Source organism: Streptomyces sp. CB02959, from assembly GCF_002803155.1.
GTDB lineage: Bacteria > Actinomycetota > Actinomycetes > Streptomycetales > Streptomycetaceae > Streptomyces.
This window is the reverse complement of sequence record NZ_NNBP01000015.1, coordinates 120,820-145,744: the sequence shown is the minus strand read 5'-3', so window position 1 is coordinate 145,744 and position 24,925 is coordinate 120,820. Positions and strand designations below refer to the sequence as shown.

General features: G+C 67.1%; 15 protein-coding genes. 3 read left to right on the top strand and 12 right to left on the bottom strand.

Going from position 1 to position 24,925, the window contains the following annotated elements; translation table 11 throughout:
- Positions 1 to 414: 414 nt before the first annotated feature.
- From CG747_RS24160 to eccD, 4 genes are all read right to left on the bottom strand, one after another.
- Positions 415 to 903 (bottom strand): hypothetical protein, encoded by a 489-nt coding sequence (locus CG747_RS24160; protein WP_100603915.1) that lies wholly within the window; start codon positions 901 to 903, stop codon positions 415 to 417.
- A 189-nt stretch (positions 904 to 1,092) separates the two neighbouring features.
- Positions 1,093 to 2,247: a type VII secretion-associated serine protease mycosin gene (mycP, locus tag CG747_RS24155; protein ID WP_100603971.1), complete on the bottom strand. Its 1,155-nt coding sequence runs from the start codon at positions 2,245 to 2,247 to the stop codon at positions 1,093 to 1,095.
- A 172-nt stretch (positions 2,248 to 2,419) separates the two neighbouring features.
- The gene (eccB, locus tag CG747_RS24150) at positions 2,420 to 3,976 is read right to left on the bottom strand and encodes a type VII secretion protein EccB (protein ID WP_100603914.1); all 1,557 of its coding nucleotides are present in this window, start codon (positions 3,974 to 3,976) and stop codon (positions 2,420 to 2,422) included.
- A gap of 87 nt (positions 3,977 to 4,063) precedes the next feature.
- Positions 4,064 to 5,539, bottom strand: coding sequence for a type VII secretion integral membrane protein EccD (gene eccD / locus CG747_RS24145; protein WP_100603913.1), 1,476 nt, complete (start codon positions 5,537 to 5,539; stop codon positions 4,064 to 4,066).
- Positions 5,540 to 5,825: 286 nt separating this feature from the next.
- On the opposite strand from eccD, the gene eccCa reads away from it, so the two are divergent.
- The 3 genes from eccCa to CG747_RS24130 all read left to right on the top strand — a co-directional run bounded on the left by eccCa (position 5,826) and on the right by CG747_RS24130 (position 12,696).
- Positions 5,826 to 9,800 carry a type VII secretion protein EccCa gene (gene eccCa, locus CG747_RS24140; protein ID WP_100603912.1) on the top strand — a complete coding sequence of 1,325 codons (3,975 nt, stop codon included), beginning with the start codon at positions 5,826 to 5,828 and terminating at the stop codon, positions 9,798 to 9,800.
- Positions 9,801 to 10,331: 531 nt separating this feature from the next.
- Entirely contained in the window at positions 10,332 to 11,237 is a 906-nt protein-coding gene (locus tag CG747_RS24135) for a phosphotransferase enzyme family protein (protein ID WP_257980682.1), read from the top strand.
- 187 nt (positions 11,238 to 11,424) lie between these two features.
- A complete protein-coding gene (locus CG747_RS24130; RefSeq protein WP_257980681.1) occupies positions 11,425 to 12,696 on the top strand; it encodes a hypothetical protein in 1,272 nt (423 codons plus the stop codon).
- A 496-nt stretch (positions 12,697 to 13,192) separates the two neighbouring features.
- Here the strand turns inward: CG747_RS24130 and CG747_RS24125 are convergent, their stop codons facing one another.
- From CG747_RS24125 to CG747_RS24075, 8 genes are all read right to left on the bottom strand, one after another.
- Positions 13,193 to 14,134: a hypothetical protein gene (locus CG747_RS24125; RefSeq protein WP_100603909.1), complete on the bottom strand. Its 942-nt coding sequence runs from the start codon at positions 14,132 to 14,134 to the stop codon at positions 13,193 to 13,195.
- A gap of 3 nt (positions 14,135 to 14,137) precedes the next feature.
- On the bottom strand, positions 14,138 to 14,626 hold the full coding sequence (locus tag CG747_RS24120; protein ID WP_100603908.1) for a hypothetical protein: 489 nt from the start codon (positions 14,624 to 14,626) through the stop codon (positions 14,138 to 14,140).
- Between the two features lie 769 nt (positions 14,627 to 15,395).
- Entirely contained in the window at positions 15,396 to 18,539 is a 3,144-nt protein-coding gene (locus CG747_RS24110; RefSeq protein ID WP_100603907.1) for a type I restriction endonuclease subunit R, read from the bottom strand.
- Positions 18,539 to 19,558, bottom strand: coding sequence for a restriction endonuclease subunit S (locus CG747_RS46930; protein ID WP_180985683.1), 1,020 nt, complete (start codon positions 19,556 to 19,558; stop codon positions 18,539 to 18,541). Before CG747_RS46930 ends, CG747_RS24110 begins: the two co-directional genes overlap by 1 nt.
- Before the next feature lie 230 nt (positions 19,559 to 19,788).
- Positions 19,789 to 21,534 (bottom strand): class I SAM-dependent DNA methyltransferase, encoded by a 1,746-nt coding sequence (locus tag CG747_RS24095; RefSeq protein WP_100603904.1) that lies wholly within the window; start codon positions 21,532 to 21,534, stop codon positions 19,789 to 19,791.
- A gap of 659 nt (positions 21,535 to 22,193) precedes the next feature.
- The gene (locus tag CG747_RS24090; protein ID WP_100603903.1) at positions 22,194 to 22,844 is read right to left on the bottom strand and encodes a thymidine kinase; all 651 of its coding nucleotides are present in this window, start codon (positions 22,842 to 22,844) and stop codon (positions 22,194 to 22,196) included.
- A gap of 274 nt (positions 22,845 to 23,118) precedes the next feature.
- Positions 23,119 to 24,309 carry an alkaline phosphatase family protein gene (locus CG747_RS24080; RefSeq protein ID WP_100603902.1) on the bottom strand — a complete coding sequence of 397 codons (1,191 nt, stop codon included), beginning with the start codon at positions 24,307 to 24,309 and terminating at the stop codon, positions 23,119 to 23,121.
- Positions 24,309 to 24,899 (bottom strand): DUF5998 family protein, encoded by a 591-nt coding sequence (locus CG747_RS24075; RefSeq protein ID WP_100603970.1) that lies wholly within the window; start codon positions 24,897 to 24,899, stop codon positions 24,309 to 24,311. Before CG747_RS24075 ends, CG747_RS24080 begins: the two co-directional genes overlap by 1 nt.
- Positions 24,900 to 24,925: the final 26 nt, after the last annotated feature.

Genomic DNA, 24,925 nt, shown 5'->3' with positions numbered 1-24,925 from the left:
GCGCCGCGCGCGGTAGGCGTTGCCGCGCTGTCCAGCTGAACGGAGTTGTTCTGTTTCGGCTCGGGCATCGTCTTCGCCTCCCACAACGCCGTCCCGGCATCCGAGAGGGCGTTGCCGGTGGTTGACGCGAAGCTGGCCAGCTTGTGGCTCTCCTTGATGGTGCCGTTGCTCCACTCACGGAAAGCGAGGGCGCCTTCGCCCTCCCACGGCACCCCTTCGGCAAGTGCCTTGAGTTCCGTGGCGATCTGCTCGATCTCCTTGCCCGCCTGGACCAGGCTGGCGCCCGTGTACGAGATCTTCATGTGGTCGGCGCCGGCCACCATGTTGTACAGGGCCTGGTGCGTTGCGTTCTCGAAGTTGCTGCTGCCGGACGAGCCCGAGTTCCCCGCCATCCTCTTTTCTTCCCCCTTCGTGTCAGATGCCGTCGGCGCCCGCGGACTGCCCCTCGCCCATACCGACGGAAGAGCCCGCGGCATCGGTGGACCGCTGCACCGGCTGTGGTGCCTGGTGCAGCTCCTGGGTGCGGCGTTGGATCGCCGCCAGACGGTTCTTCACGTCCGCATCTATGGCTTCGTATCCATGTTCAGCAACCCGGGTGCCGATGCTCAGCGTCTCGATCTGGTCGCCGAATGCCTTGGAGAACGCCTCCAGTTGGGACAGAACCTTCTCGTACGCGGTAGCCAGGCTCTGCGCCTCGGCGAAGCCCTGGCCGAAGGAGGCAGGGGTAATCCTGCGGTGGCTGAGCGTCGCCGGACCCGCGTTCGAGTCCTTCAAGCGCGCCAGCAGGTCTTCCACCCGGTCCTTGAGCTTCCTCAGCTTCTCGGGGTCGACGCCCAGATCGGCGGTCTTGCCTTGTGGGGCTGCCCCGTTCACCTGCATGCCCGTGGTCTCGTCGGCTCGCATGGCGCTCTTCCCCCCGGATACTGCTACGCGTAAGTCACCAACGTCAGGAGCCACTCTATCCATCACCTCTGACAACGACCGTGCGTCTTGCGTTCACGCGTGCGGGGAGCTCTTTCTCCTAATGTTCCAGAAGCGTAGTCGTTGGCGCCGCCTGATTCACGGGCCACGGGCCCAGGAAAGTGAGTACGGCTACTTATTGACGTGCGGCGTCCGCGGGCGTGCGCCCCGCTTGCGCGCGTCCCGCCAGACGATCGCCAGGCCCGCAATGACCGCGACCGCGACGCCGCCCGCCCCCAGCCCGTACGTCGCATACCGCTCCATACGCTCCTGCGAGCTCTCGCCGTCGGGCCAGGTGGTGGGGTCCGGCCGCGTGGCTTTGGCCAGACCACTGTTCGCGCTCGGGCGGTCGATGGGGTGGGTGTCCTCGGTGAGGGCGCGCACCGGATCCACTACGCCCCAGCCCACGAAGGGGTCCCTGCCGTTGACGGTGCGTTCGGCGGTCTGCTCGATCTGGGCAACGATCTGGTGCTGCTTCCAGTCCGGGTGTTTGGCCTTCAGGAGGGCGGCGACTCCGGCGACGTAGGGGGCGGAGAAGCTGGTGCCGTTGTCCACGCACTGGCCGCCCTTGGGCACTGTGGAGACCATGTCCACGCCGGGGGCGGCCACTCCGATGAAGTCGCCGCTCTGGGAGAAGGGGGCACGTTCGTTGTTGCGGTCGGAGGAGGCAACGGCCAACACCCCGTCGTACGAAGCCGGATAGGTGTCCTTGAGCCGACCGTCGAGGCCGTCGTTGCCTGCCGAGGCGACGACGACGATGTTGTTGTGCCGGGCTTCCTGGACGGCGGCCGCAAGGTCGGAGTTGGAGGTCAGCGGCTTGGTGGTGTCCTGGGAGATGTTGATGACGTCCGCGTCGGCGGCGATGGCCTTACGGATGGCCTGGGCCAGGGTGGCGGCGTTGCCGCTGCCCTTCTCGTCGTTCTGACGGATGGGGATGATGGTGGCTTCGGGGGCGAGCCCGACGAAGCCGGTGCCCGCACGCGGGCGGGCGGCGATGATGCCGGCGACCTTGGTGCCGTGGCCCACCGGGTCGTACGTGCCGTCCGTCGGCGCCTTCGGATCCCCCGCCGTGTCGTTCCTGCCGTCCTTGGTGTTGTGCAGGAAGTCCCAGCCGTGCTTGGCGTCGACCGCCTCGGTCAGCTGCGGGTTGGTGTTGTCGACGCCGGTGTCGATGACGGCAACGCGTACCGGGCGGCCGTGCGCGTCCCGGCCCTTGGTGTCCTGCCACAGCCGGTCGAAGACGATGCGCTGCAGGGCCCAGGGGCGCTCCTTGATCTGTTGCTTCATGGGGAAGGTGCAGACGCCGTTCCCCAGCGGGACCGGAGTCACGCCCTCTCCGTCCGAGGCGTGTGCGACCGCGGCTGGAGCCATGGGCGCAACGGTCCCGATCGGGGCCATGAGCAGAGTGGCCGCGGCCCATGCGGCTCGTGTTCTCCTCCTCACTGCGTCTCCTCGTTCCTCAGGAGCCCTGGGGCTGGCGGGCGGCGTTCGCATCGAGCCGGGGCCCCATCGGCAGGAACTGCGACCAGTTCATCGGCACCAGCACCGGTTTGACGTCCTTGTAACCGAGGAGGACCTGCGCTCGATTGGTCTCCTGCGGGCGCTCGCCGGAGTACTCCTCCTTGGCTGTGCCCGCGGTGCCGGCGCCGGCACCGGATTGTGTGGCGCTGCTGTCGTTGTTCGTCTGAACGCCGTAGCGCAGGCCGGTGTCCGTGACGAGGAAGTGCGCCCCGGAGCCGGCGTCTCCTGGCTGGATCTGCTTGTAGAACAGGCCCGTTCCCGGGGTGACGTACGCGCTGGTACCGCCGTTGGCGATCTGCTGGGGAAAATCCGCTCCGGCCCAGGTACTCAGCTCCGTACCGCCGGTCTTCGACACCGCGCGCAGCACACTGCAGACCGTGCCCCGGCCGCCCTGCGCCGTGGCGGTGTTGACCTGCTCGGCAACCCCCTGCGGCCACTGCTTCTCGGCGAACAGCTGCTGCGCCTGCGGCGTGAAGGACTGTGCGTCCACCTCGGTGGGGCGGTTGTGCTGCTCCAGCGGGGCCGTCTGCCGGGAGAACAGGAGCAGCTTGGCCACGAAGTCGGAGACGGGTACGACCTTGCCCTGGAGCACGACATAGTGCTGGATGCCGTCGCCGGTTGTCGCCTGCAGAACCATGCCGATGCGGTTTTCGCGTGCGCCGAGTCCCTTGACGTTGGCCGGTTGGGCGACCATCCCGGACAGGGTGGGGAAGGCGATCGGTGTGCCGTCGTGGAAGGTGGCGAGCCAGTCCTTGGTGACCTGCTGGGGCTGCCGGCTGCCCACCAGGGCGCGCAGCAGCAGTTCCGTGTCACTGCCGCCGTCGATGAGGTACTTGGTGCCCTTCGGATCGATCAGATAGCGGGCCCCGTCGGGCTCCCCGGACCCCCTGGCCTCTTGGACGTAGAGGGTCTGACCGCCGTGCAGGCGGCCCGGTCCCTCAACCTTGTCCGCGTCGCGGTCGGCGAAGAGGAAGGTGGCCTTCTGCACAGACTTGCCGTTGCCGCCGGGTTGTTCGCAGACCGCCCAGCGCTTGCTCTTCGCCGCATCGGCCGCCTCCGGAAGGCGGTCGGGGGCGTACGGGATACCCAGGGTCGGACCATGCGGGAGTTTCCCGGTGTCCAGCTCGCTCTCGTCGACCTTGAGGACGTCGAACCGGTCGGGTTTGAGGAGTAGTCGGGCGGAGGCCATGTTGAGGACGGGATGTAGCTGCTTCTTGCCGCCGGTCTCCAGCACCACGTACAAGGTGGCTGATTTGCTACCCAGGATGACGTGTCCGCCGGGGGTGTCCCAGCCCTTGGGGGCCTTGGGGCGGAACATGCCCCAGGCGCCGAATCCGGCCAGGATCAGGGCGGCGATGACCAGGCCGGGAAGGACCGCGCGCAGCGGGCTCGGGGCGCCTTCGTCCGTACGGTCCGGGGACGGCTGCAAAAAGGCCGCCACCAGCCGTTTCTTGGCGAAGGTGTAGCCGTTGAGCTCGTCCCGCCGTGATGCCATGACGCTGCGCTTCCCCCTGTCTCCGCTGCGGCCCTTCCGCAGCCGTCCACTCCTGCGTGCTCTCGGGGCCCGTGCCCTTCAGTCTCTTCAGCCGCTGGTCATGCTCCGCGCCTGGCTGTACAGGTCCAGGACCGCCAGGCACAACGGCATCAGAGACAGCAGCAGGAATCCGTCGGCGAGATCGAGCGCCCGCCCCCAGAACGGCGTCAGCCCCTTCTTCGGCACGGTCAGCGCGACCGTCGTCACCAGCGCCACCGCGCCGATGACCACGAGCGCCAGCCACAGCGTACGCAGGTCCAGCGGGGTGCGGTCGCCCGTGAGGAAGTCGTTCAGCATCCCGGTGGGCGGGTTGGAGGCCACGCCCAGTACGAGGAGGGAGAGCGCGGCCAGGCCGGCGACGACCGCGCAGGCGACCTGGGTGGTGTAGCGGAAGAGCCGGGCGCGCAGCAGCGTCGCCAGGCCGGTGGCGAGGGCGAGGAGCTGTGCCCATGCGGAGTGGGTGAAGCCGAGGACGCCCGCTGCGCCAATGAGGACCGCGCAACAGCCGCCGAGCAGCCCGAGCAGCAGCTCATGGCCTCGGCGGGCCTGGGCGGCGACGCGTTCCTCGTCGACGGGGTCCGGGCCGACAGGCTCCTCACCGCCCCTCAGTTCTGCCCCCGCTTCCCACTCCTGGCTCAGGCTGCGCGGGGTGACGTACCCGACGGGGAGCCGGGCCAGGCGCGTGGCCAGCCCCGGCAGAAAGGCCATGAAGCCGATGACCGTGGGCGCGCAAACGGCTGCGGCCTGAGCAGCCGTCGCCTCGCTGATGATGGCGAGGAAGGCGGCGAGGGTGCCGACGGCCGCGGCGAACGTGGCAGCGATGAACGGCGCGTCACCGGACGGCGACAACACAACCAGGGCAACGGAGACGACGAGCACGGCAAGACAGCCCAGCAGGAACTGCAGCCGCCCGGCCCCGTGACCGGCGTCCGGACCGACGATCCCTGAGCCCGCGCACAGCACGACCGGTAGCGCGCCCAGGCCGAGTGCGACGGCGGACGGCTGGTCCCCGTAGACCCGGGCCCGGACCCCCGCGAACGCGGCCAACAGCACACCGGCCATGCCGGCGATCACGCCCGGCAGGCTGTGCATGTCGTGCCGCACCGGGTCGGCGAACCACAGCACGAGGGCGAGGAGGGTGAGCAGCACTCCGACACCGACCAGGCCCGTCCCGCGCAGCAGGCCGTCGTTCCACAGGCGGCGATCACGGGTGACGGCGGCGGCCACCGCGTCGGAGACATCGTCGAAGACCGCCGGTGGGAGCGACTGCGAGAAGGGGCGCAAGTGCAGCATCTCGCCGTCGACGACGCGCTGGTCGGCGAGTGTGCGGGCGCTGTCGAGCGCTCCGCCGTCGGCGCGGAAGAGGTAGTAGCCGGTCGGCGCGCCCGGGGGCTGTCGCTGGCCGGTCAGGCGCAGGATCTCCGGGTAGATGTCGGAGACCGGGATGTTCTCGGGCAGTGCCACGTCGATACGACTGTCGGGGGCGACCACCGCGACCCTGCGGAAGCCGGTCCCCGTACTCATGCTCACCGTGTTCAGCTCTGCCCCCTGCTCACCTGTTCATCCGGCCACTCGGTCAGGCGGCCACCCGGTCACTTGTTCATCGCCGCGGTAGCTCCGTACGCGGCCCATGCCGGGGCGCCATCGTGCCACCGCACCGTGGTAGCCACCGCAGCTTTGCGTCACCGCGCCGTGAGGCCCTTCCCCACTCGTCACATTAGTCGGCAGTAGGATCGCTTGACGCGGGGGGCGCCGTCGCCAGGGGGCGATCGGGACGGAACTTCCCTCCATGTCGAGGGATTGATGCTCGGTGAGCCAGATCGTCGTCAAGCGCCCACCCCGAGCGCTTCCGCCCGGCCCCGCCACGGACGAGCTGCACCTTCAGGCCCCGCCTGAGCTGCCGCGCGGCCAGCAGGAGGGCGTGCTGATGCAGCTCCTGCCGATGATCGGTATGGGCTCTTCGGTGGTCTTCTTCTTCATGCCGGGCATGCCTCCTTTCATGCGCATCATGGGCGCGCTGATGCTCGTCTCGACGATCGGCATGGTCATCGCCCAGATCGTCCGCTACCGCAGAGGCACCCAGGGCGAGATGGCGCAGAGCCGCCGGGACTACCTCAAGTACCTGGCGCAGACCCGCCGCCGAATCCGCCGTACGGCCACCACCCAGCGCAACGCCCAGCACTACCTCCACCCCGCCCCCGACCAGCTGTGGTCCATCGTTGCCGAGGGCAGCCGCGTCTGGGAACGCCGCATCGGCGACGCCGACTTCGGACAGGCCCGCATCGGCCTGGGCACCCAGCAACTGGCCACCCCGCTCGTCGCCCCCGACACCGCCCCGGTCGACGAACTCGAACCCCTCACCGCCGGCATCATGCAGCGCTTCCTCGCCACCCACGGTTCGCTGCACAACATGCCGATCGCGGTCTCCCTGCGCGCCTTCTACCACCTCACAGTCTCCGGCGACCCGACCTGCGCCCAGGGCACTGCCCGCTCCTTGATCGGCCAACTCGTCGCCCTGCACTCCCCCGCCGACCTCCTCGTCGCCGTGGTGGCGGCACCCGGCGCCGTCGCGCGCTGGGAGTGGACGAAATGGCTGCCGCACGCCCAACTGCCCGGCTCGGCCGACGGCGCCGGCACCCGACGCCTGTTCACCGACGACGTCACCGAACTCGAAACCCTCCTGGCCGGCCACTTCGCCGACCGCCCCCGCTTCAACCGAGACGCCCCACCCCTCCTCGACCAGCCCCATCTCGTCATCGTCTTGGACGGCGGCATGGTCCCCCCGGACTCCGCTCTTGCCGCCCCCGAGGGCCTCCAGGGCGTCACTGTCATCGAAGTCGTCTCCGGCGAGCTCGATGAACCCCGCGGCGGCCTGTCGGTAACGTCCCACCCCACCCGCCTACGTCTGGAATCCGCCGTCTCCGTCTACGACGGCACCCCCGACCTGCTCTCCCTGGAACGCGCCGACACCCTCGCCCGCCAACTCGCACCCCTCTACGTGGACGGCACCGACGAGGACGAACCACTCCTGGCCAACCTGGACTTCACCGACCTCCTCGACCTCGGCGACCCCGCCGACGTCGACACCGCCCACACCTGGCGCCCCCGCTCCCAACCCGAACGCCTACGCGTCCCGATCGGCATCGACGAATCCGGCCAACCCGTCATGCTCGACCTCAAGGAAGCCGCCCAGAACGGCATGGGCCCCCACGGCCTATGCGTCGGCGCCACCGGCTCCGGCAAATCCGAGCTCCTGCGCACCCTCGTCCTGGGCCTCTCGGTCACCCACTCCTCCGAAACCCTCAACTTCATCCTCGCCGACTTCAAGGGCGGCGCCACCTTCGCCGGCATGTCCGCCCTCCCGCACGTCGCCGCCGTCATCACCAACCTCGCCGACGACCTCTCCCTCGTCGACCGCATGGGCGACTCCCTCCGCGGCGAACTCCAGCGCCGCCAGGAACTGCTCCGCCAGGCCGGCAACTTCGCAGGCATCCACGACTACGAAAAAGCCCGCGTCGCCGGCCACCCCCTCGACCCGCTGCCCTCCCTCGTCCTGGTCATCGACGAGTTCAGCGAACTCCTCACCGCCAAGCCTGACTTCATCGACATGTTCATCCAGATCGGCCGCATCGGCCGATCCCTCGGCGTCCACCTCCTCCTCGCCTCCCAACGCCTGGAAGAGGGCCGGCTGCGCGGCCTGGACACCTACCTCTCCTACCGCATCGGCCTGCGCACCTTCTCCGCCGCCGAATCCCGCGTCGCCCTCGGCGTCCCCGACGCCTACCACCTCCCCTCCGTCCCCGGCTCCGGCTACCTCAAATTCGGTACGGACGAGATGACCCGCTTCAAGGCTGCCTACGTCTCGGGCCCCTACCGCTCGCCCAACAGCCACACGGACCGCGGCGCGCTCCCCATCCAGCAGCGCGCCGCCTTCTTCACCGCCACACCCGTCCCCATTCCGGTCGCCAGCGCCACCCCGGCCGCGGAGCCCGCCCCCGAAGCCACCACACGGACCGACGACGCCCTGGCCGACACTGCCGCTCTGGCTGACACCGTCCTGGATGTCATCGTCCACCGCCTGGACGGCCAAGGACCGCCCGCCCACCGCGTCTGGCTCCCGCCCCTGGACACCGCCCCCACCCTCGACCAACTCCTCCCGGCCCTGACCACCACGCCCGACCGCGGCCTGCACGCCACCGACTACCCCACCACCGGCCGCCTCACCGTCCCCTTCGGCCTGGTCGACAAACCCTTCGAACAGCGTCGCGACTTCCTCCACCACGACTTCTCCGGCGCCACCGGCCACCTCCTCGTCGTCGGCGGCCCCCAGTCCGGCAAGTCCACCCTCCTGCGCACCCTCATCAGCGCCTTCGCCCTCACCCACACCCCCCACGAAGTCCAGTTCTACGGACTCGACTTCGGCGGCGGCTCACTCAGCTCCATCGCCGGTCTCCCGCACGTCGGCTCCATCGCCTCCCGCCTGGACCCCGAACGTATCCGGCGCACCGTCGCCGAGGTCGCCGGCATCCTGGCCCGCCGCGAGGAGTACTTCCGCACCCACAACATCGACACCATCGCCACCTATCGCCGACGCCGCGCCGAAGGCGACCTCCCCGACCAGCCATGGGGCGACGTCTTCCTCGTCATCGACGGCTGGGGCCCCTTCAAGGATGAATACGAACTGCTTGAGCCGGTCGTCACCGAGCTCGCCTCCCGCGGCCTCGGCTTCGGCATCCACGTCATCCTCACCGCCTCCCGCCACCTGGAAGTCCGCGCAGCCCTCAAGGACCAAATCCTGGGCCGATTCGAATTGCGCCTGACCGACCCCATGGACTCCGAGTTCGACCGCAAGACCGCCGCCAACGTCCCGCCCGGCGTCCCCGGCCGCGGCCAAACCCCTGCCAAACTCCACTTCATCGCCGCCCTGCCCTATACGGGGAAACCGGGCGCCACAACCGAACTCGCCGACTCCACCGCCGAGTTCGTCCGCACAGTCGCAGAAAACTGGTCCGGCCCCTCCGCCCCTGCCGTCCGCCTCCTCCCCCTCACCGTCCCCGCCGCCCACCTCCCTAAGGGATCGGACTTCCCCCACCGCGGCATCGCCCTCGGCCTCGACGAAACCAACCTCGAACCCGCTTACGCCGACTTCGAGACCGACCCCTTCCTCCTCGTCTTCGGCGAAAGCGAATCCGGCAAGACCGCCGCCCTCCGCCACATCGCCCACAAGATCACCGAGCGCTACACCTCCGACGAAGCCAAAATCGTCGTCGGCGACTACCGCCGCACCCTCCTCGACGCCATCCCCGCCACCCACCTCCTCGAATACGCCCCCACCGACGACGCCCTCGACATCCACATGAACGCCCTCGCCGGCCTCGTGGAACGCCGCCGCCCCACCCCCGACGTCACCCCCCAACAACTCCGCGACCGCAGCTGGTGGACGGGCCCCCGCTTCTTCGTCGTCATCGACGACTACGACCTCATCGCCACCAGTGCAGGCAACCCCCTAGCAGCCCTGACCGACAAACTCCCCTACGCCCGCGACACCGGCATCCACTTCATCCTCACCCGCACCACCGCCGGCATCTCCCGCGCCCTCTACGAACCCGTCCTCCAACGCCTCACCGAACTCGGCGCCCAAGCCCTCATCCTCTCCGGCGACCCCAACGAAGGCGACATCCTCGCCAACACCCGCCCCCGCCCCATGCCACCAGGCCGCGCCCACTACATCACCCGCAAACGCGGCACATCCCTGATCCAGCTGGGCTGGCAACCCGACCAGTAGCACTCCTACGCGGCTACCGGCGGCTCCGCCTCTCGATGGGACCTCCGCGCCTATGGCCTGCGCAGCACCCGGGCACCGGGCAAGCTGATTCGGCACTACCCCGACAAGCCCTCTCCTTGGCCGAGTAATCAGGCCGTGACCGGATCGGTGCGTCGGGGGGAAGCTCGTCGGCCGGTCGTTGCCAGGCCCCGCACCCAGCCATCGCTGCTGGTCGAGCGACACCTTCGCAGGCGACGCAGCCCCGTCAACAACGTCGCCATCCGAGCGAATCAGGCGGCTGTAACGCCTACGCGCACAGGCCCCGGCCGCAGAATCCATGTGGAGCGGCACCACATGCCTTACGCAAGTTCGTCCAGCGCTTCGGTCTCTGGCGGCCTCCTGACAGCCGGTTTCGCGCGCTGTCGACCGTCTGTACGCCTGTCACCTTGACGGCGAACGTACGTTGCATCCAGCCTCCCCCAGACCAGAAGCAACTACCGTGCCTCATACGGTCCTTGACAGCTCAAAGCCGCGACCGTGAGGCTGGGTCGAATGGACGCAGTCGTGAATCACGAGGGATTAACGGAAGCGAGTGGAGCACGAGCCCTGGCGTCGGCATGCAGCCAAGTGGGACTGGAGTCTCAGTCTGCCGATCTGCTGCGACTGGGCGAGAACGCGATCTACGCGCTGCCCTCCGAGGGCGTCGCTGTCCGGGTGGCCCGGGCCGATACCGAGGACATCAAGCGGAAGGTAGTCAAAGAGCTGGCGATCTCACGTTGGCTGACTTCCCAGGGCTTCCCGGCTGTCCGACCCTGCGATGAACTACCGCAGCCGGTCCAGGCGGAAGGCAGGCTCGTTACGTTCTGGGAGTACGTCCCACCGAGCCACGTCGAACCCAACCTGATGGACCTCGCCGGCCTCCTGCGGGACCTTCACGCTTTGCCTCGCCCCGACTTCCCTCTCCCTGTCCTCGATCCCTTTCCCATCATGCGGCGCCGTCTCACGCTTGCCCAGGGCATCGAACGGCAGGATGTCGAGTTCCTCACCGAAGCGTGCGACCGCAGCGAAGCGGCCTTCCGCAGCATCATGGCTGATGACGCTGGAGGGCTGATCCACGGAGATGCCCACCGGGGAAATCTGCTGGCCCGCGACGGTCAGGTACTCCTCATCGACTACGAAGCCGTCGCGAGCGGCCCCCGCGCCTGGGACCTCATCCCGACTGCTATCGCCGTTGACAGGTTCGACCTGCTGCCCGCCGACTACATCACTTTCTGTCGAACGTACGACTGGGATGTCACCGACTGGCACGGATATGAGGCGCTTCGCACCGTGCGGGAGCTGGGCATGACCACATGGTTGATGCAGAACGTCCATTCCGGACCAGCGGCGGCAGAATTCGCTATCCGCATGGACTCTCTACGGAAGGACGACCGTGAGCGGCGCTGGCACGCTCTCTGACGGGCAGAACCCGTTACCTTTCGATCCTTACGCCTCCAGAGAGACCCTCCGCCTGACAACCGTCTACGCGACCTCCTGGACCTACGACCCGACAACGGTCGACCAGGCCGCAGGGCGCCCAGGGGATGTCCTTAATCTGGGGCGGCTGGCGAGGTACTACAACACCTCCGACCAGCAATTGCCACGGGTGCTCAGACATGAAGCGCTGGACTGCTCCAGCCTTGCCTGTCAGCGCTGGCACGCCAGCGAACCGGTCTCCGCGCAGCTGTGGCACTTCCTTGTCCCTTCAGGCCAAGTCGTAGTTGCCCTGACCGTGGATGTCCCCGGGACTCTCATCGAGGCCATCCCGCTGCTGGAGGACCTCTACTACGCCAGCATCAGCTGCACAGGAGTGCCCCTTGAGCAGCTCGCGGCAGACCGGATCGGCTGCGGCCCGAATGGGGACGGGACGGTCCCAGGGTTCCTCCCCGAACGGCACCAGCTGGTCTTCCGCAGCGTCGACACACCTGACCAGGCCCCGAACGGCGACATCGTCCAACGCGTCATCTACCGCACCGACCTGCCCTATCGCGCCGAACACAGCTCCATCCGCTACCCCGCAGAACTCAACCGGCGCCCCACCACCATCGGCGCACTCGGCCCGTACGTCAGCCTCCTCTGCGGCCACCAGGACTACATCGAGAACTGCGTCCTGCTCTCCGCCGTGCAAGCCGTAGGCTCCGCAGCCCGACTTCGCGAGATCCGCGCCGTCGCCTACACCTACGTACACCGATTCCGGCACCGCGCAACCGGCCAGGGCGATGCGCACGAGCGACGCACCACGCTGGAAGACATCTCCGACGGGCTGAGCCAACTCGAAGTCGAACTCAGCTACAGCGTCGAGGCCGGCGCAGAAATCGGCATGCTCGTCCCCGCCCTACGCGTCGAAAGCTTCCACCAGGAACTGTTCGCCGCCATAGGAGTCACCGAACGCGCAGCCACCATCGGACAGATGCTCAACCGCCTGGGCAACGCCATCGCCGCAGAACTCACCTCGGTCGAAAGCATGGAACAACGCGCCGCCGACCGCCGCCGCGTCCGCACCGTCGTCGCCGTCACCTTCGTCACCACCGTCAGCGGAACCCTCGGCCTACTCTTCGGCTTCTTCGGCATCAACGCCAGCCAAGTCGACCAAAACCGATCCATGTTCGACGACCACTACACCCCGATCTACGCACTGATCGCCACCATCCTCCTCTGCGCCCTCGCCATCTTCACCGGCATGCGCCTCCAGGAACGCTGGGAAGAACGCCGCGACCGCAGCAGAAACCGCACCTGGGAAAGCACACACCGCCTCCTGGCCCGAGAAGCCGGCGCCGTCATCCTCGACCCTGCACCACCGCCCTCTCCGCCACAACGCCTCCCTGGCTCTCGCCGCCCTGAGACTAGAACTCGGCCCTCACGCACCACGCCCCACTGATGCAACCGCCGGCCACCTGTTGGCACTACCCACCAGTCAAGCCGCCGGAATCCACCTCACCACCATCTCCGGGCGAAGGACCAAGCCAAACTGGCGCGGGGAAAAGGCGCCTTCTCGCCGCGGGGGCGGCGCCCGTACGGTTCACCTCCGCTGGCGCGGAGGAGAGGACGAACCCGCCACTGCGCCTGGTGCGGTGACGGTGGACAACCGAAATCCCCCAGTCGTGGACAGCGGTCGCGGTCGTGTATGTTCCCCGCCCGCGGACTCGTGTTGCTGTACGTGAGCTCGGCCGACAGCTGTGAGCGTGCCCCAGGGGATCGGCCGTTGGGCTCAGCGGCAGTCCCTGAGTGCCGTCGCGAAGTCGATACCCGACCTATGGGCCGGGCGATGACGTAGTCGACCAATGACCGTGACCGCACACTCCGAGCAGGGCAGCGAATTTGCGGTTGTCCTGCTCGGGTTGCGGATCACGCCCGGAGGAGCTGTCGCAGAACCCTCACAGGTCGGCACCGGTCTCGACGTCTGGTGGCGCGGCCCGGTACGGCGCGAAGGCCGTATCTGCGGCGTCCCGGTAGGGACGCCGGGACATCCGGGTGACGAGCTGCCACATGGTGCGTTCCTCGGCCAGTCGCTGCGGCAGTACGAGTCCGAGCGCATCAGCCAGTGGTTTGCGACCCAGGTTCACCATGGCTCGCACCGCGGCGGCCCACTCGTCGGTGGCGTACACCGCGGAGCGGTACCACAGCGGAATGAGCGCACACAGTGCGATGGCGGTGACGATCAGCAGCGGCCGCTCGGCTCCGGCTGACGGCAGGGCCAGGAGAGCAAGGGCCGCCACCGTCCCGTGCCCGTACAGCAATGCCACGAAGAAATCCACGCTGGTACGTGCTGTTTCCACTTGGCGGTGTGCCTGCACGGGTGCGGCGGCGCTCAGCTCGTTCCACAGCACCTGAGTGTCAAGGCGGAAGCGGTTGTGGCCGTACTCCTCGAAGCGACGGATCGCATTGCCAAGCCGGGTCGGGGCGAGTTGGTCGTCGTCCGCCGGGTAGCGGGCCAATTGCTCGTTGAGAAGTGCACGCTGCACCGGAGTACGGCCTTCCGGGCAGGCGATCAGATCAGCGATCCGCTGTTTGCGGGCCCGCTGCCGTCGACACCCACGGTCGTACGCGCCGCGCGGCCACAGCAGGTAGCCTTCAAGGATCCGATAGAGGGGGGTCTGGAGAGCGCTGAGCACGATACCAAAGGCAACGGCACTACAGAGCAGTAACAAGGCTGTCTGATTGGCCGAGCTCGGCCAGACACGCTCGATGGCTGCGGTGCAGCGCAGGCTGGGGACGACAGCGAAGAAGAAGACCGCGAGATTGAGCGCGGCGGGCAGGACCCAGCCGACGACCAGGGCCCATCCGCCTCCAAGGACGCCCTTGGCGATGTCACCCACGGATCAGGACTCCTGCGGCCAGTCGTCGTGCGGATCGATCTCCGGTCCAGGTGAGGTGTGCCCGAAGATGTGGCCGTGGTACACGTTGCCGGAAGCGACGCTGCCCTGGCCCTCAACGTGAACCTCAACGGTCCCGGCCTCGTTGTTCCGAACCAACTGTTCGGGCAGGATCTCGCTAAGGTCATCGGCGGCACGTGCCCGCTCGGCATCATTTAGTTCGTCGAATGTGCGCTCGATTACGGCCTGCCACCGTGCGGCTTCCGCGCGGGCGCGACGGACGCGTATCTGTTCGCCCTCGGTAGCCTCTGCGCTCTCAAACTCCGACGCGGTGTCGTCCAGGTGCCGCAGTGCCCACAGCTCACGCTGCTCGTCGCCCTGGCCGATCCAGCGAGCCAGCGCTTGCCGAAGCGCAGGCCACGCGTCTGTTCCTACGATCTGTACCACCGCGGTCCCGCCGTAGGCGGCCAGTGCCCTTAACGGCTGATCCATCATCCCTGTTGCCCCTCCCCGACCCGTGGGTGTCGTCAGCACAGTAGCGCCGGAGACGCTCAACGGCGCGATATCAGAAGCCGCTTGACGTCCACTTCTTCGGCGGGCCGCACCACTGGCGTGCACAGATCTCTCGTGTTACATGCCCCGACGACGCAGTCTCGTCGGCACCAACGCGCTCAACCGTCATCGGGTGCAGCGCTAGTAGCGCAGCCCACGAGCCGAGTTGCCGTGTTCCCGACAACTGGCGCGGCGCTGTCTACGCCGAAGCCGCTTGGCGCCGGGTCCGCGCTGGCAGTCGTACCGCCACCCAGGATTGCGGCGCTGGCCGGCAACGCAACTGCACTGAACTTTCTTCCACGCAGCCCTCGACGGCCTGTTCTGCCTGGGCGGTCAGCTGGGCGTCGCCGTGCCCCAGGAGCGCCTCGGCCTCCACGGTGTAGCAGAGCTGCCTCTCGGGGGCGTAGGTGAACAGGCCGCCGAGCTGGCCCAGGTCGTCGGGGGCGACATGCTCCTGACGGTCGGCCGCCTGCTCGTTGGCGACCCGTACGGTCTCTGAGTCGCCCAGTATCGCGGCGGCCCGGGCCTGGAGGCCGAGGAGCCAGAGTCCGACCGTGCCGTGCGGGTCAGCTGCCGTCTCCGCGCCCCACTCGGCGTAGCGGTAGGCCGCTGCGGAGGTGAGGGCAAGCAGGATCCGTGGCCCTGCTGCCCGAGCCCGAACCCAGTAGGCCGCGGGTGGTCTGCTGGAGGCGGGACATGCGTGCTGCCGTATCTAAGAATCCACCTGCTGATCGACCGCTGCTTCGTAGAAGGCATCCGCGAGGGCGACGATGATCGAGTTGATAGCCGGCCCGTCGGTGAAGAAGTAGTCAGCCATCGTGTTGTGGGCGTCCTGGTTGTCTGCAACCGCCTCCGTAACGGCTGCTTGGAAGTCTGGTGACTCCAGGAACTGCTTCTTGGAGTTCACCTTGGTCTGGTTGATCAGGTTCGGGTCTGCGAGCAACCGCTGGACGAGCCCCTGCACGAACTCCCGGACCTGGGACTCGGCGAACGATTCGGCGCCGAAGAGGTCGTTCATCTTGTCTATGACGACCTGGAGCGCGACGTACTTCGGATCCTTCTTCATGCCCGTGCCGGCGGCGCTGATGCCCTTCAGCTGCCCGTCGCCCACAAGCGAGATGTCGACCGGGATCGCCTTGTTGTGCTTGACCCCGACCAGCACCACGTCGGAGAGGTCTACGTCGGCGGCCCAGGCGGACTCGGCGATGACCTTCTCCAGCAGGCGCAGGAAGATCGAGAGCATCTCCATGTAGGGGTCGCCGTAGTCGACGATCTGGGACATGAAGTCATAGAGGCGTACGTAGGTGGAGACATCCTTGCGGAATAGGTCGAGCGCGTTGAGGGCGACGTTGTCCTCTTCTTCAATCGCCCGCGCGTAGCGGCGCCGAAAGTCGTGCTGCGCCGGGCTGATCGCCGCCGAGAGCGCGTTGTTACCCTTCCGGGTCACCCACAGCTCGGCGACTCTGCGGACGTCGTCCTCGGCGTAGATTCCGGCCTGGGCAAGCTTGTTAGCCAGGTGGACGACGACGTACGGATCGGTCTCGGTCTCCAGGGTCGCGTTCTTGAAATACGGCTCGAAGGCCGCCTTGATGTCCTCGGGCTTGTTGGCGAAGTCGATGACGAACGTCTTGCGCTTCTGCTCCCCACCAGTGGTGCGATGGGTGCGGTTGAGCCGCGAGAGCGTCTGCACCGCGGTGACCCCCGGCAGCTTCTTGTCGATGTACATCGCCGAGAGTAAGGGCTGGTCGAAGCCGGTCTGGAACTTGTTGGCGACCAGCATGATCTTGTACGTCTCCCCCTTGAACGCGGCCGCCAGATCAGCCCCGGCGCCGGGGTTCATGTTGGCCTCGGTGAACTCGTCATCCTTCGACGGCTGCGGACCCCAGTCGCTGTGCCAGGTCTCGTCCTCGGCCATCGTCACCCCGGCGGAGAAGGCGACCAGGGTGCGGTAGTTGTACGAGGCGTCCTCGGCGCGACGCCTGGCTATGTAGGCGTCGATGGCCAGCTTGTACTTCACCGCGGACTTGCGCGAGTCGGTCACCACCATCGCCTTCGCCTTGCCTTCGAGGAGGTAGGCGACGTTGGCGTGGAAGTGCTCGACGATGATCTGCACCTTCTGGCTGATGTTCGTCGGGTGGAGCTGCACCCACCGCATGAGCCCCTTGCGGGCGGCGGCCTCCTCGACCTCCCCTCCGTCACCGCTCTCGGCTTTGCCGGCGATCTTCAGCGCGGTGTCGTAGGACTGGTATCCCTTGAGCACGTCGAGGATGTAGCCCTCCTCGATCGCCTGCTTCATCGAGTACAGGTGGAACTCGCGCGGCTTCCCGTCGGCACCCTTGCGGCCGAACAGTTCGAGGGTCTTGTTCTTCGGCGTCGCGGTGAAGGCGAAGTAGGAGATGTTCTCCGACTCGGCCCGCTCGGTCATCTCCGAGGCCAGCACCGACTCCACATCGACCTCGCCGCCCTCCTCGATCTCCTTGACCTCCTCGGCAGTCAGCACTTGCTTCAGTTTTGAGGAGATCTGACCCGACTGGGAGGAGTGCGCCTCATCGGCGATGACGGCAAAGCGCTTGCCCTTCAGGCCGGCGTCGGTCCGGATCTCGTCCAGCGCATGCGGGAAGGTCTGCACCGTCACCGCGATGATCAGCTCACCGTGCTTCAACGCCTGCGCCAGCAGACCCGACTTCGACTTCGCGCCGGCCTTGCGGACGTCCTCGGGGCTGATAGTCGCGACGATCTTGCCGGTGCCGTCGATCTGCCGGATCGCATCCTGCAGCTGGGAGTCGAGCACGGTGCGGTCCACGACCACGATGACCGAGTCGAAGACCTTCCGATCACCGACATGCAGCCGCGCCAGCCGGTGGGCCGTCCAGGCGATGGTGTTCGTCTTCCCCGACCCGGCCGAGTGCTCAATCAGGTACCGCTGCCCGACACCCTCCTCCTTCACCGCCTCGACGATGCTCGTGACGGCCTCCCACTGGTGGAACCGCGGGAAGAGCATGCTCGTACGCCGTACCGAGATGCCGGTGGTGACGTCCCACTCCTCCTTGGTCTGCACGATCATCAGCCGACCGATGATGTTCAGCCAAGCGTGCTTCTCCCACACTCGCTCCCACAGATACGCCGTCGCCGACCGTCCGTCCGCGCCGGGCGGGTTGCCGGCACCGCTGTCGAAGCCGATGTCGAACGGCAAGAAGTGGGTCTTCTCCCCCTCCAGCCTCGTGGTTATCGCCGCCAGGTCGTTCGAGACCGCGAAGTGTACCAGAGCCCGGTGCCCGAACGACAGCAACGGCTCCGGCCGCCCGTTCGTCAACGGATTGCGATCCTGCTTGTACTGGTTGACCGCCTCGTCCAGCGACTGGGTGAAGTCGGTCTTCAGCTCCACCGTGGCCACCGGGAGCCCGTTGACGAAGAACACCAGATCGATACTGCGCTGGTCGGCGGTCGAGAAGTGCACCTGCCGCACCACTCGCACCCGCATCGCCTCGTAGTGCGCCGTCGTGGTCTCGTTGAGCGACGTCTCCGGCCGGAACTGCGCCATCTTCAACCGACCACCGCCGATGTACTGCACCCCGTTACGCAGGATGTTCAGCGTCCCACCGCCATGTTCCAGCGGCCGATCGAGCGCCGCGGTCAGCACGTCGAGGAACTTCGCCTGCGACCCCGCCGCCTTCAACGCCTTCTCGTACGACGACCTCTGCGTCTCTTTCAGCCACGCGAACAGGTCGTCTGGGAACAGCGCCCGCTCCCGGTCATACTCGCCACCATCACGGTCATTCTTCGAGCACAGCCAGCCGTGATCCCGCAGGTACTCGCAGATCTCAGTCTCGAAGACCACCTCGTTGTGGTCAGCCATCACGCCACCCCTCGTACGTCGATCTCACCCGTCACTGCCGCCGTGATCAACGCCGACCGGCGCTCCCGAGCGAGCTCGATGAATCGCTCGGTCTCGACGATAAGCATGTCGATCTTTGCTGTCTGGTCGTCAAGGTAAGCAGCGATGCGGCGCTGCTCCTCCAAGGACGGAAAGTGCATCTCGAAGCCACGCAATTTGGACAGCGGGAGGTTGTTCGCGAGCCCATCGGCCCCGCTGATGGCACGGCGCACTTGGATCCGGTACCGGCCGGAGTTGAGGCTCCACGCCAAGAACCTGGAATCCGTCGAGCGTCGCGGCTGCAAGCGGAACAACTTGTCAGAGAGAATCAGGCGGTAGTCGAGATGCTCAACGATCGCAGCCGATCCGACGAGATCCGGTGACCCGCTCGCTCGCGAAACGATGACATCACCCTCCTCCACTGCAATAGCAGGATCGAACGGAAAGCCATCTGGAAGCCGTTTGTGCTCTTTGGGGCGGAACACTCCACGATTTACGCATCCGGTCTTCAACACCCCCCATGCGCCGGGTTCGTCTGCAAGTCCTGCCTCGGCCTGCGGACTGACACCTTGATCGATCCCATCGAGTACGTGCTTCAGTGCTGTGCACGTCCACGAACTCAATGGAGCCAGTGCCGCATCAACCACAGCCGCTCGACGCTCCCGCTGAAGTTCGATCAGACGCTGCTGCTCTTCGATGAGCGTGTCGATGCGGGCCGTCTCGCGGTCGAGGTAGTCGGCGATGGAGCCCTGCGTTTCTGGATCCGGAAGATCGATCCGAAGCTCCAGGAAATCACCCTGGCTGATGTTCTGCATTGAGGAGCTCGTTCCGACGCAGACAGCCTCCACCTGGGTTCGGTAAGCCAGCGTCTTTGTCCACCAATCGATGAACCGCGGGTCAGCACCACGAAAGGTCACCGCCCACAATCGGTCCGGTAGGAAGAGGTCCGGGTAGTCGTGAAGCACCGCGGCAGCAACGCCCAAGTGCTGCCTTGTGTTCATCCTGCTCACGATCAGCGAGCCAGCCAGCACTGGGCACGAGACCCGATCTATGTCGTGGCTGTCGACCTGTTTGTTCTCTGCTGGCCTGAAGACGCCACCGTAAACTGCGCTCGTCTTGAGTACACCTAGCTCATCGCCTTGGGCTGGCCAGGGGGCACCGTTCACGCTAGTACCGCTTTGAACAGAGCTGACGATTCGCTTGAGTGGGATGTTCTGCCAGTTCGCCCGACTCATTTCTCAACCTCGCGCAGCAACTCAATGATCTTGGTGATCTGCTTCTCCAGATCAGCGTCGATCTCGGCGAGCGGGCGGGGTGGGACGTGCTTGAAGAAGTGGCGAGTGAAGGGGATCTCGTAACCGGTCTTGATCTTGACCCAGTCGATCCAGGCGTCGGGTACGTGGGGCTTCACTTCGGCGTCGAAGTACGCCTGGATGACCTCGCGCTCCCCCACTGCGCCAGCCGTCGAGCCGCCGTAGGTGAAAGGCACGTTTTCGGTGTCGCGCTTCTTCGAGTCAGGCTTCGGGTTGCCCTTACCGTCGACGACTGGCTTACCGCCATCGTCCAGCTGCGGGCGTTCTACGATGATTGTCCAGTAGCCGAACTCGTCGTTGCGCAGCATCTTGGAAAGGTCGGGATCGGCATCTTCGAAGTCGGCGTACAACTGCATGATCTTGGCGCGGTCATCGTCGCTGATCTCGCGGTTCTTCGATCCGAGGCTCTTGCGCATCTTGGTCCAGAACGACGTGCCGTCGATGAGTTGGACCTTGCCCTCGCGGTCAGGGTGCTTGGTGTTGTCCAGGATCCAGATGTAGGTGGCGATGCCGGTGTTGAAGAACATGTTGGTCGGCAGCGCGACGATCGCCTCGACCAGGTCGTTCTCCAGCAGCCACCTGCGGATGTTGGAGGGGCCGGACTCGGCGGAGCCGTTGAACAGTGGGGAGCCGTTCATGACGATGCCGACACGGCCGCCGCCGTCCTCGGGCGCGCGCATCTTGTGGGCCAGATGGAGCAGGAAGAGCATCTGCCCGTCCGAGATCGCCGGGAGGCCCGGCGCGAAGCGACCGTAGGGGCCAGCAGAGTCGCGCTCCTTCTTGACCGCCTTGGCGTACTGCTTCCAGTCCACTCCGTAGGGCGGGTTGGACATGCAGAAGTCGAACTGGCGCCCCTTGAAGGCGTCGTCGGTGAGCGTGTTGCCGAACGCGATGTTGGTCGCGTCGTGGCCCTTGGCGAGCAGGTCGGACTTGCAGATGGCGTACGACTGCGGGTTGTACTCCTGGCCGAATAGGCTCAGCTTGGCCTCGGGGTTCTGGGCGAGCAGGTGCTCCTCTGCCAGGGAGAGCATGCCGCCGGTGCCGGCAGTGGGGTCGTACAGCGAGCGGATGATGCCGCCCTCGGTGAGGTCGACGTCCTTCTCTGCGAAGAGCAGGTCGACCAGCAGCCGGATCGCGTCACGCGGCGTGTAGTGGTCTCCGGAGGTCTCGTTCGCGGCTTCGTTGAACTTGCGGATGATGTACTCGAACGCATCCCCCATGTCTGCGTTGGAAACCACGTCGGGATGCAGGTCGACGGCGCCGAAGGACTTGACGATCTCACGCAGGAGCCCGGCCTTCTCCAGGGCCAGGATCTCCTTCTTGAAGTCGAAGTACTCGAACACGTCCACGTCGGCGGAGAACCGGTCGATGTAGTCAGCGAGGTTGTCCGCCAGCCCGTCCGCATCGGCCAGCAGGTTCGCGAACTCGTAATTGGAGGTGTTGTAGAACGTCCGCCCCGTGGCCTTCTTGACCTCAACCTTGAGCCGGTTCGGGTTCTCGTACCTCGCAGCCAGCTCCCGTACCGCCGCGCGGTCCGGCTCGAGTACGCAGTCGAGCCGTCTCAGGATCGTGAACGGAAGGATCACTGTCCCGTACTGGTTGGGGCGATAGGGGCCCCGAAGCTGGTCAGCGATTGACCAGATGAAGCTACCGAGCGTGCTCACAAGGTTCCTCACGAGAATCGTCTAGCAATGACGATTACTTTGCCAGAGGCAGCAGCCAGCGCGTCCCATGATTCAGCGATGGGACCCCTCGACGTGCTCTTGCCGATCGGCCCAAGTGCTCGCACGTACTGCCAGGGCGGCAACTCCGCGAGGCGTTGGAAGATAGCAAAACCATAGGCGTACCAGATGCGCACCACGCGGTGGCGCCGGGCCGCGACCTGGGGCAACAGCACCTGGGCACTTCCCCCGTCTCGGTGTTCGGCACATACGAGGCACGCATGATGCCGACAGACGCTGCGAACGCGCGAGAACCGGCGAGGCACGTTTCCACAGGTCAACCGCACTACGGTGACCGTTTTCGCAGGTCGCAGCCCCGCCCAGGAAAACCCCTAAGCGGGTGTCGCGGGTTCGAATCCTGCCGGTTCGAACCTACGGCCCCCTTGCAACGGGTTCTGCGTCGCGGCCTCCGTTGCTCACGACAGACGCGCTCGCCTCTGGTCGGGCGCGGCATCGCACCGAGTCCGTGTTCCACACCGGGCTCCCCGTGTTCTCGGCGTCGCTGCGGCCTGGCACCGCATGTCGCCAAGAAGAACCCACAGATCATGACGGCATGGTCGCCTCCCCGAGCGTGGGCTCCGACGCAGGTGCACGTGCAGGCCTCAGTCGGAGGTGACCGGCAGCACGTCGGGCGACAGCGCTGCCGCTCGCTCCGCAGCGCTCGTCATCCGCTTACGGTGATGGCGTCGGCACAGGACCTCGTACCCGACCTCCTCCGAGGGCCTGTCCACATCCCCGACCACCACCTGCTCACCCTCGACCACCATCTCGCCGCCCACCGTGCGGGCATTGTGAGTCGCCCGAGCACCACACCAGCACATCGCCTCGACCTGCAACGTCTCCACCCGGTCCGCCAACTCGATCAGCCGCTGAGACCCCGGGAAGAGCTTCGTACGGAAATCCGTCGTGATGCCGAACGCGAAGACGTCCAGAGCAAGGTCGTCCACGACCCGGGCCAACTGATCGATCTGCTCGGGCGCGAGGAACTGGGCCTCATCCACGATGACGTAATCCACCTTGCCGCCATACGTCATCTGCTCCACGAGATACCCATAGAGGTCCCTCCCCGGGGCCGCCTCCACCGCATCCGTCACCAGCCCCAGACGCGACGACAACTTCCCCTCCCCCGCACGGTCATCACGCGTGAAGATCACACCCTGCAGCCCCCGAGCCGAACGGTTGTGCCCAATTTGAAGCGCCAAAGTTGACTTCCCGCAGTCCATTGTTCCAGAGAAGAACACCAATTCGGACATCAGGCCACAGGAACCTTTCCAACCAAACCAACACACAGGGCACTATCGGCACAAACACCCCCGCCACCAACCGACACAACACCACCCACACCAAAACCAGCCGATGGCGAATACCCAAGAAACTTGGTCGACTTTCCGCAGTCCATCGTTCCGGAGAAGAACACCAGCTCGGGCATGGGGGGTCAGCGGGCCTTTCGGGCTCGTACGGGAGGGACGGTGCGGGTCGGGCGGGACGTCGAGGGGTGCGGGGCGCGCGGATGGGGCGCGGCTGCGGTCAGGTGCGGACTTCGAGGAGCGGCACCAGCTGCTCCACCGGGGTCATGGAGCCGTGCAGGCCGACCATCTGCGACTCCCCCGGCTCCCGTTCGCCGGCGATGATCGCCATGTCGGCGTGGGCGGCGGCCACCACGTCGCCGATCCGGGCGCGGACCCGGTCGTCGACGTGCGGCCCGAACCAGCCCGCGGCGATGGCCTCCTCGCGGCCGGCCACCCACATCTGGTCGCCGACCACCTCGCGCCAGACGGCGAGCACGTCGGCCGCCGCGCCCGGGTGGGCGTACACGTGACGGGCCCGGCCCTCGCCGCCCAACAGGCGTACGCCGGCGCGCAGTTCCCAGTCCTCGTCGAAGTCGATGCGGGATTCGGGGTCGAAGGGGATGTCGATCATGCCGTGGTCGGCGGTGATGTACAGGGCGCTGCGCGGCGGGAGTTGTTCGGCGAGCCGCTGGGCGAGCCGGTCCACGTAGAGGAGCTGGCCGCGCCACGCGTCGGAGTCGACGCCGTAGCGGTGGCCCTTGCCGTCGACCTCGGAGTAGTACGTGTAGACCAGCGAGCGGTCGCCGGCGGCGAGTTGTTCGGCCGCGAGGTCCATCCGCTCCTCGCCGGAGAGCCGGCCGTGGAAGGTGCCGCCGCTGAGCGCGACCCGGGTGAGCGGGGTCTGTGCGAAGTCCGGTGCCGAGACCTGGCAGGTGTGGATGCCGGCGGCGTCGGCGAGCTGGAAGACGGTGGGGTACGGCTGCCAGGTGTGCGGGTCGGTCCACGGGCGCCAGCGCAGCTGGTTCATCAGCGCGCCGGTCGCCGGGTCCTCGCAGGTGTATCCGGGCAGGCCGTGGGCGCCCGGGGGCAGGCCGGTGCCGACCGAGGCGAGGGAGGTGGCGGTGGTCGCGGGGAAGCCGGCGGTGAGCGGGTGGCCGGTGCCGTTGAACGAGGTGTCCAGGAGGGAGGTGAGGAACGGGGCCTCACCGGGGTGGGCACGCAGCAGTTCCCAGCCGAGCCCGTCGATCAGGAAGACGCAGGCGCGGTCGGCGGGGGCCAGCTCCATGCCGGTGGTGACGCCGGGCAGGCCTTGGCCCGCGGTGATGGCGGGCAGCAGGTCGGCGAGAGAGCCGGTGCCGTAGCGGGGCACCGGGGCGGTGAGCGGGTCGAGCGGTTCCGGTTCCGGCCAGAAGGGGGCGGTGTAGGCCATCAGCGGGTGCTGGTGGCCGCGGTGGCCTCGGAGAGCGCCTGGGCGAAGGTGAGCGTCTCGCGCACCGAGTCGGGGCCGTCGCCGGCCTCGCTGACCCGGAGGGAGAGGTCGTCGGCGGTGGACGAACCGGTGTAGCCGTGGTCCGCGTCGCAGTTGGGGTCGCCGCAGCTGGCCGGCTCCAGGTCGAGGCGGGCCACCGCGCCCCAGCCGATGGTGAGAACGACCTCGCGGGGCAGCTGGCCGGGGGTGTAGGACTCGGGGTTGGCGACGACGCGGCTGAGCACCACGGACGAGATCCGGCCGAGCTTGACGGACTCCGTGGAGGTGGTGGCGTAGGGGGACGGGGAGGTGGCGTCGGCGGCCTGCTCGTCGGTGTGGCTGACGATGAAGCGGGTGCCGGTCAGGACCAGGACCGTGACGTGGCGGCGGACCTCGTTGGCGTCGAAGGTCGTCTCCTGGTGGACGAGGTACGACACCACCGGCTCGCCGCCGACCGCGGCCTGCACCGCCTCGGCCACGAGCGTCGGGTAATAGCCACTGCGCTCGATCGCCGCGCGCAGCCCCTGGGTCGTCGTACCGGTCTTAGCCATGAGGTCCATCTTACGGGGCGTGCCGG

Bases quoted from the DNA above. Each gene is read 5' to 3' on its own strand.
- CG747_RS46930 (WP_180985683.1), bottom strand. From the start codon at position 19,558: ATGAACACAAGGCAGCACTTGGGCGTTGCTGCCGCGGTGCTTCACGAC.
- CG747_RS24135 (WP_257980682.1), top strand. From the start codon at position 10,332: ATGGACGCAGTCGTGAATCACGAGGGATTAACGGAAGCGAGTGGAGCA.
- CG747_RS24160 (WP_100603915.1), bottom strand. From the start codon at position 903: ATGCGAGCCGACGAGACCACGGGCATGCAGGTGAACGGGGCAGCCCCA.
- CG747_RS24090 (WP_100603903.1), bottom strand. From the start codon at position 22,844: ATGTCCGAATTGGTGTTCTTCTCTGGAACAATGGACTGCGGGAAGTCA.
- mycP (WP_100603971.1), bottom strand. From the start codon at position 2,247: ATGAAGCAACAGATCAAGGAGCGCCCCTGGGCCCTGCAGCGCATCGTC.
- CG747_RS24110 (WP_100603907.1), bottom strand. From the start codon at position 18,539: ATGGCTGACCACAACGAGGTGGTCTTCGAGACTGAGATCTGCGAGTAC.
- eccB (WP_100603914.1), bottom strand. From the start codon at position 3,976: ATGGCATCACGGCGGGACGAGCTCAACGGCTACACCTTCGCCAAGAAA.
- CG747_RS24075 (WP_100603970.1), bottom strand. From the start codon at position 24,899: ATGGCTAAGACCGGTACGACGACCCAGGGGCTGCGCGCGGCGATCGAG.
- CG747_RS24080 (WP_100603902.1), bottom strand. From the start codon at position 24,309: ATGGCCTACACCGCCCCCTTCTGGCCGGAACCGGAACCGCTCGACCCG.
- CG747_RS24120 (WP_100603908.1), bottom strand. From the start codon at position 14,626: ATGATGGATCAGCCGTTAAGGGCACTGGCCGCCTACGGCGGGACCGCG.
- eccD (WP_100603913.1), bottom strand. From the start codon at position 5,539: ATGAGTACGGGGACCGGCTTCCGCAGGGTCGCGGTGGTCGCCCCCGAC.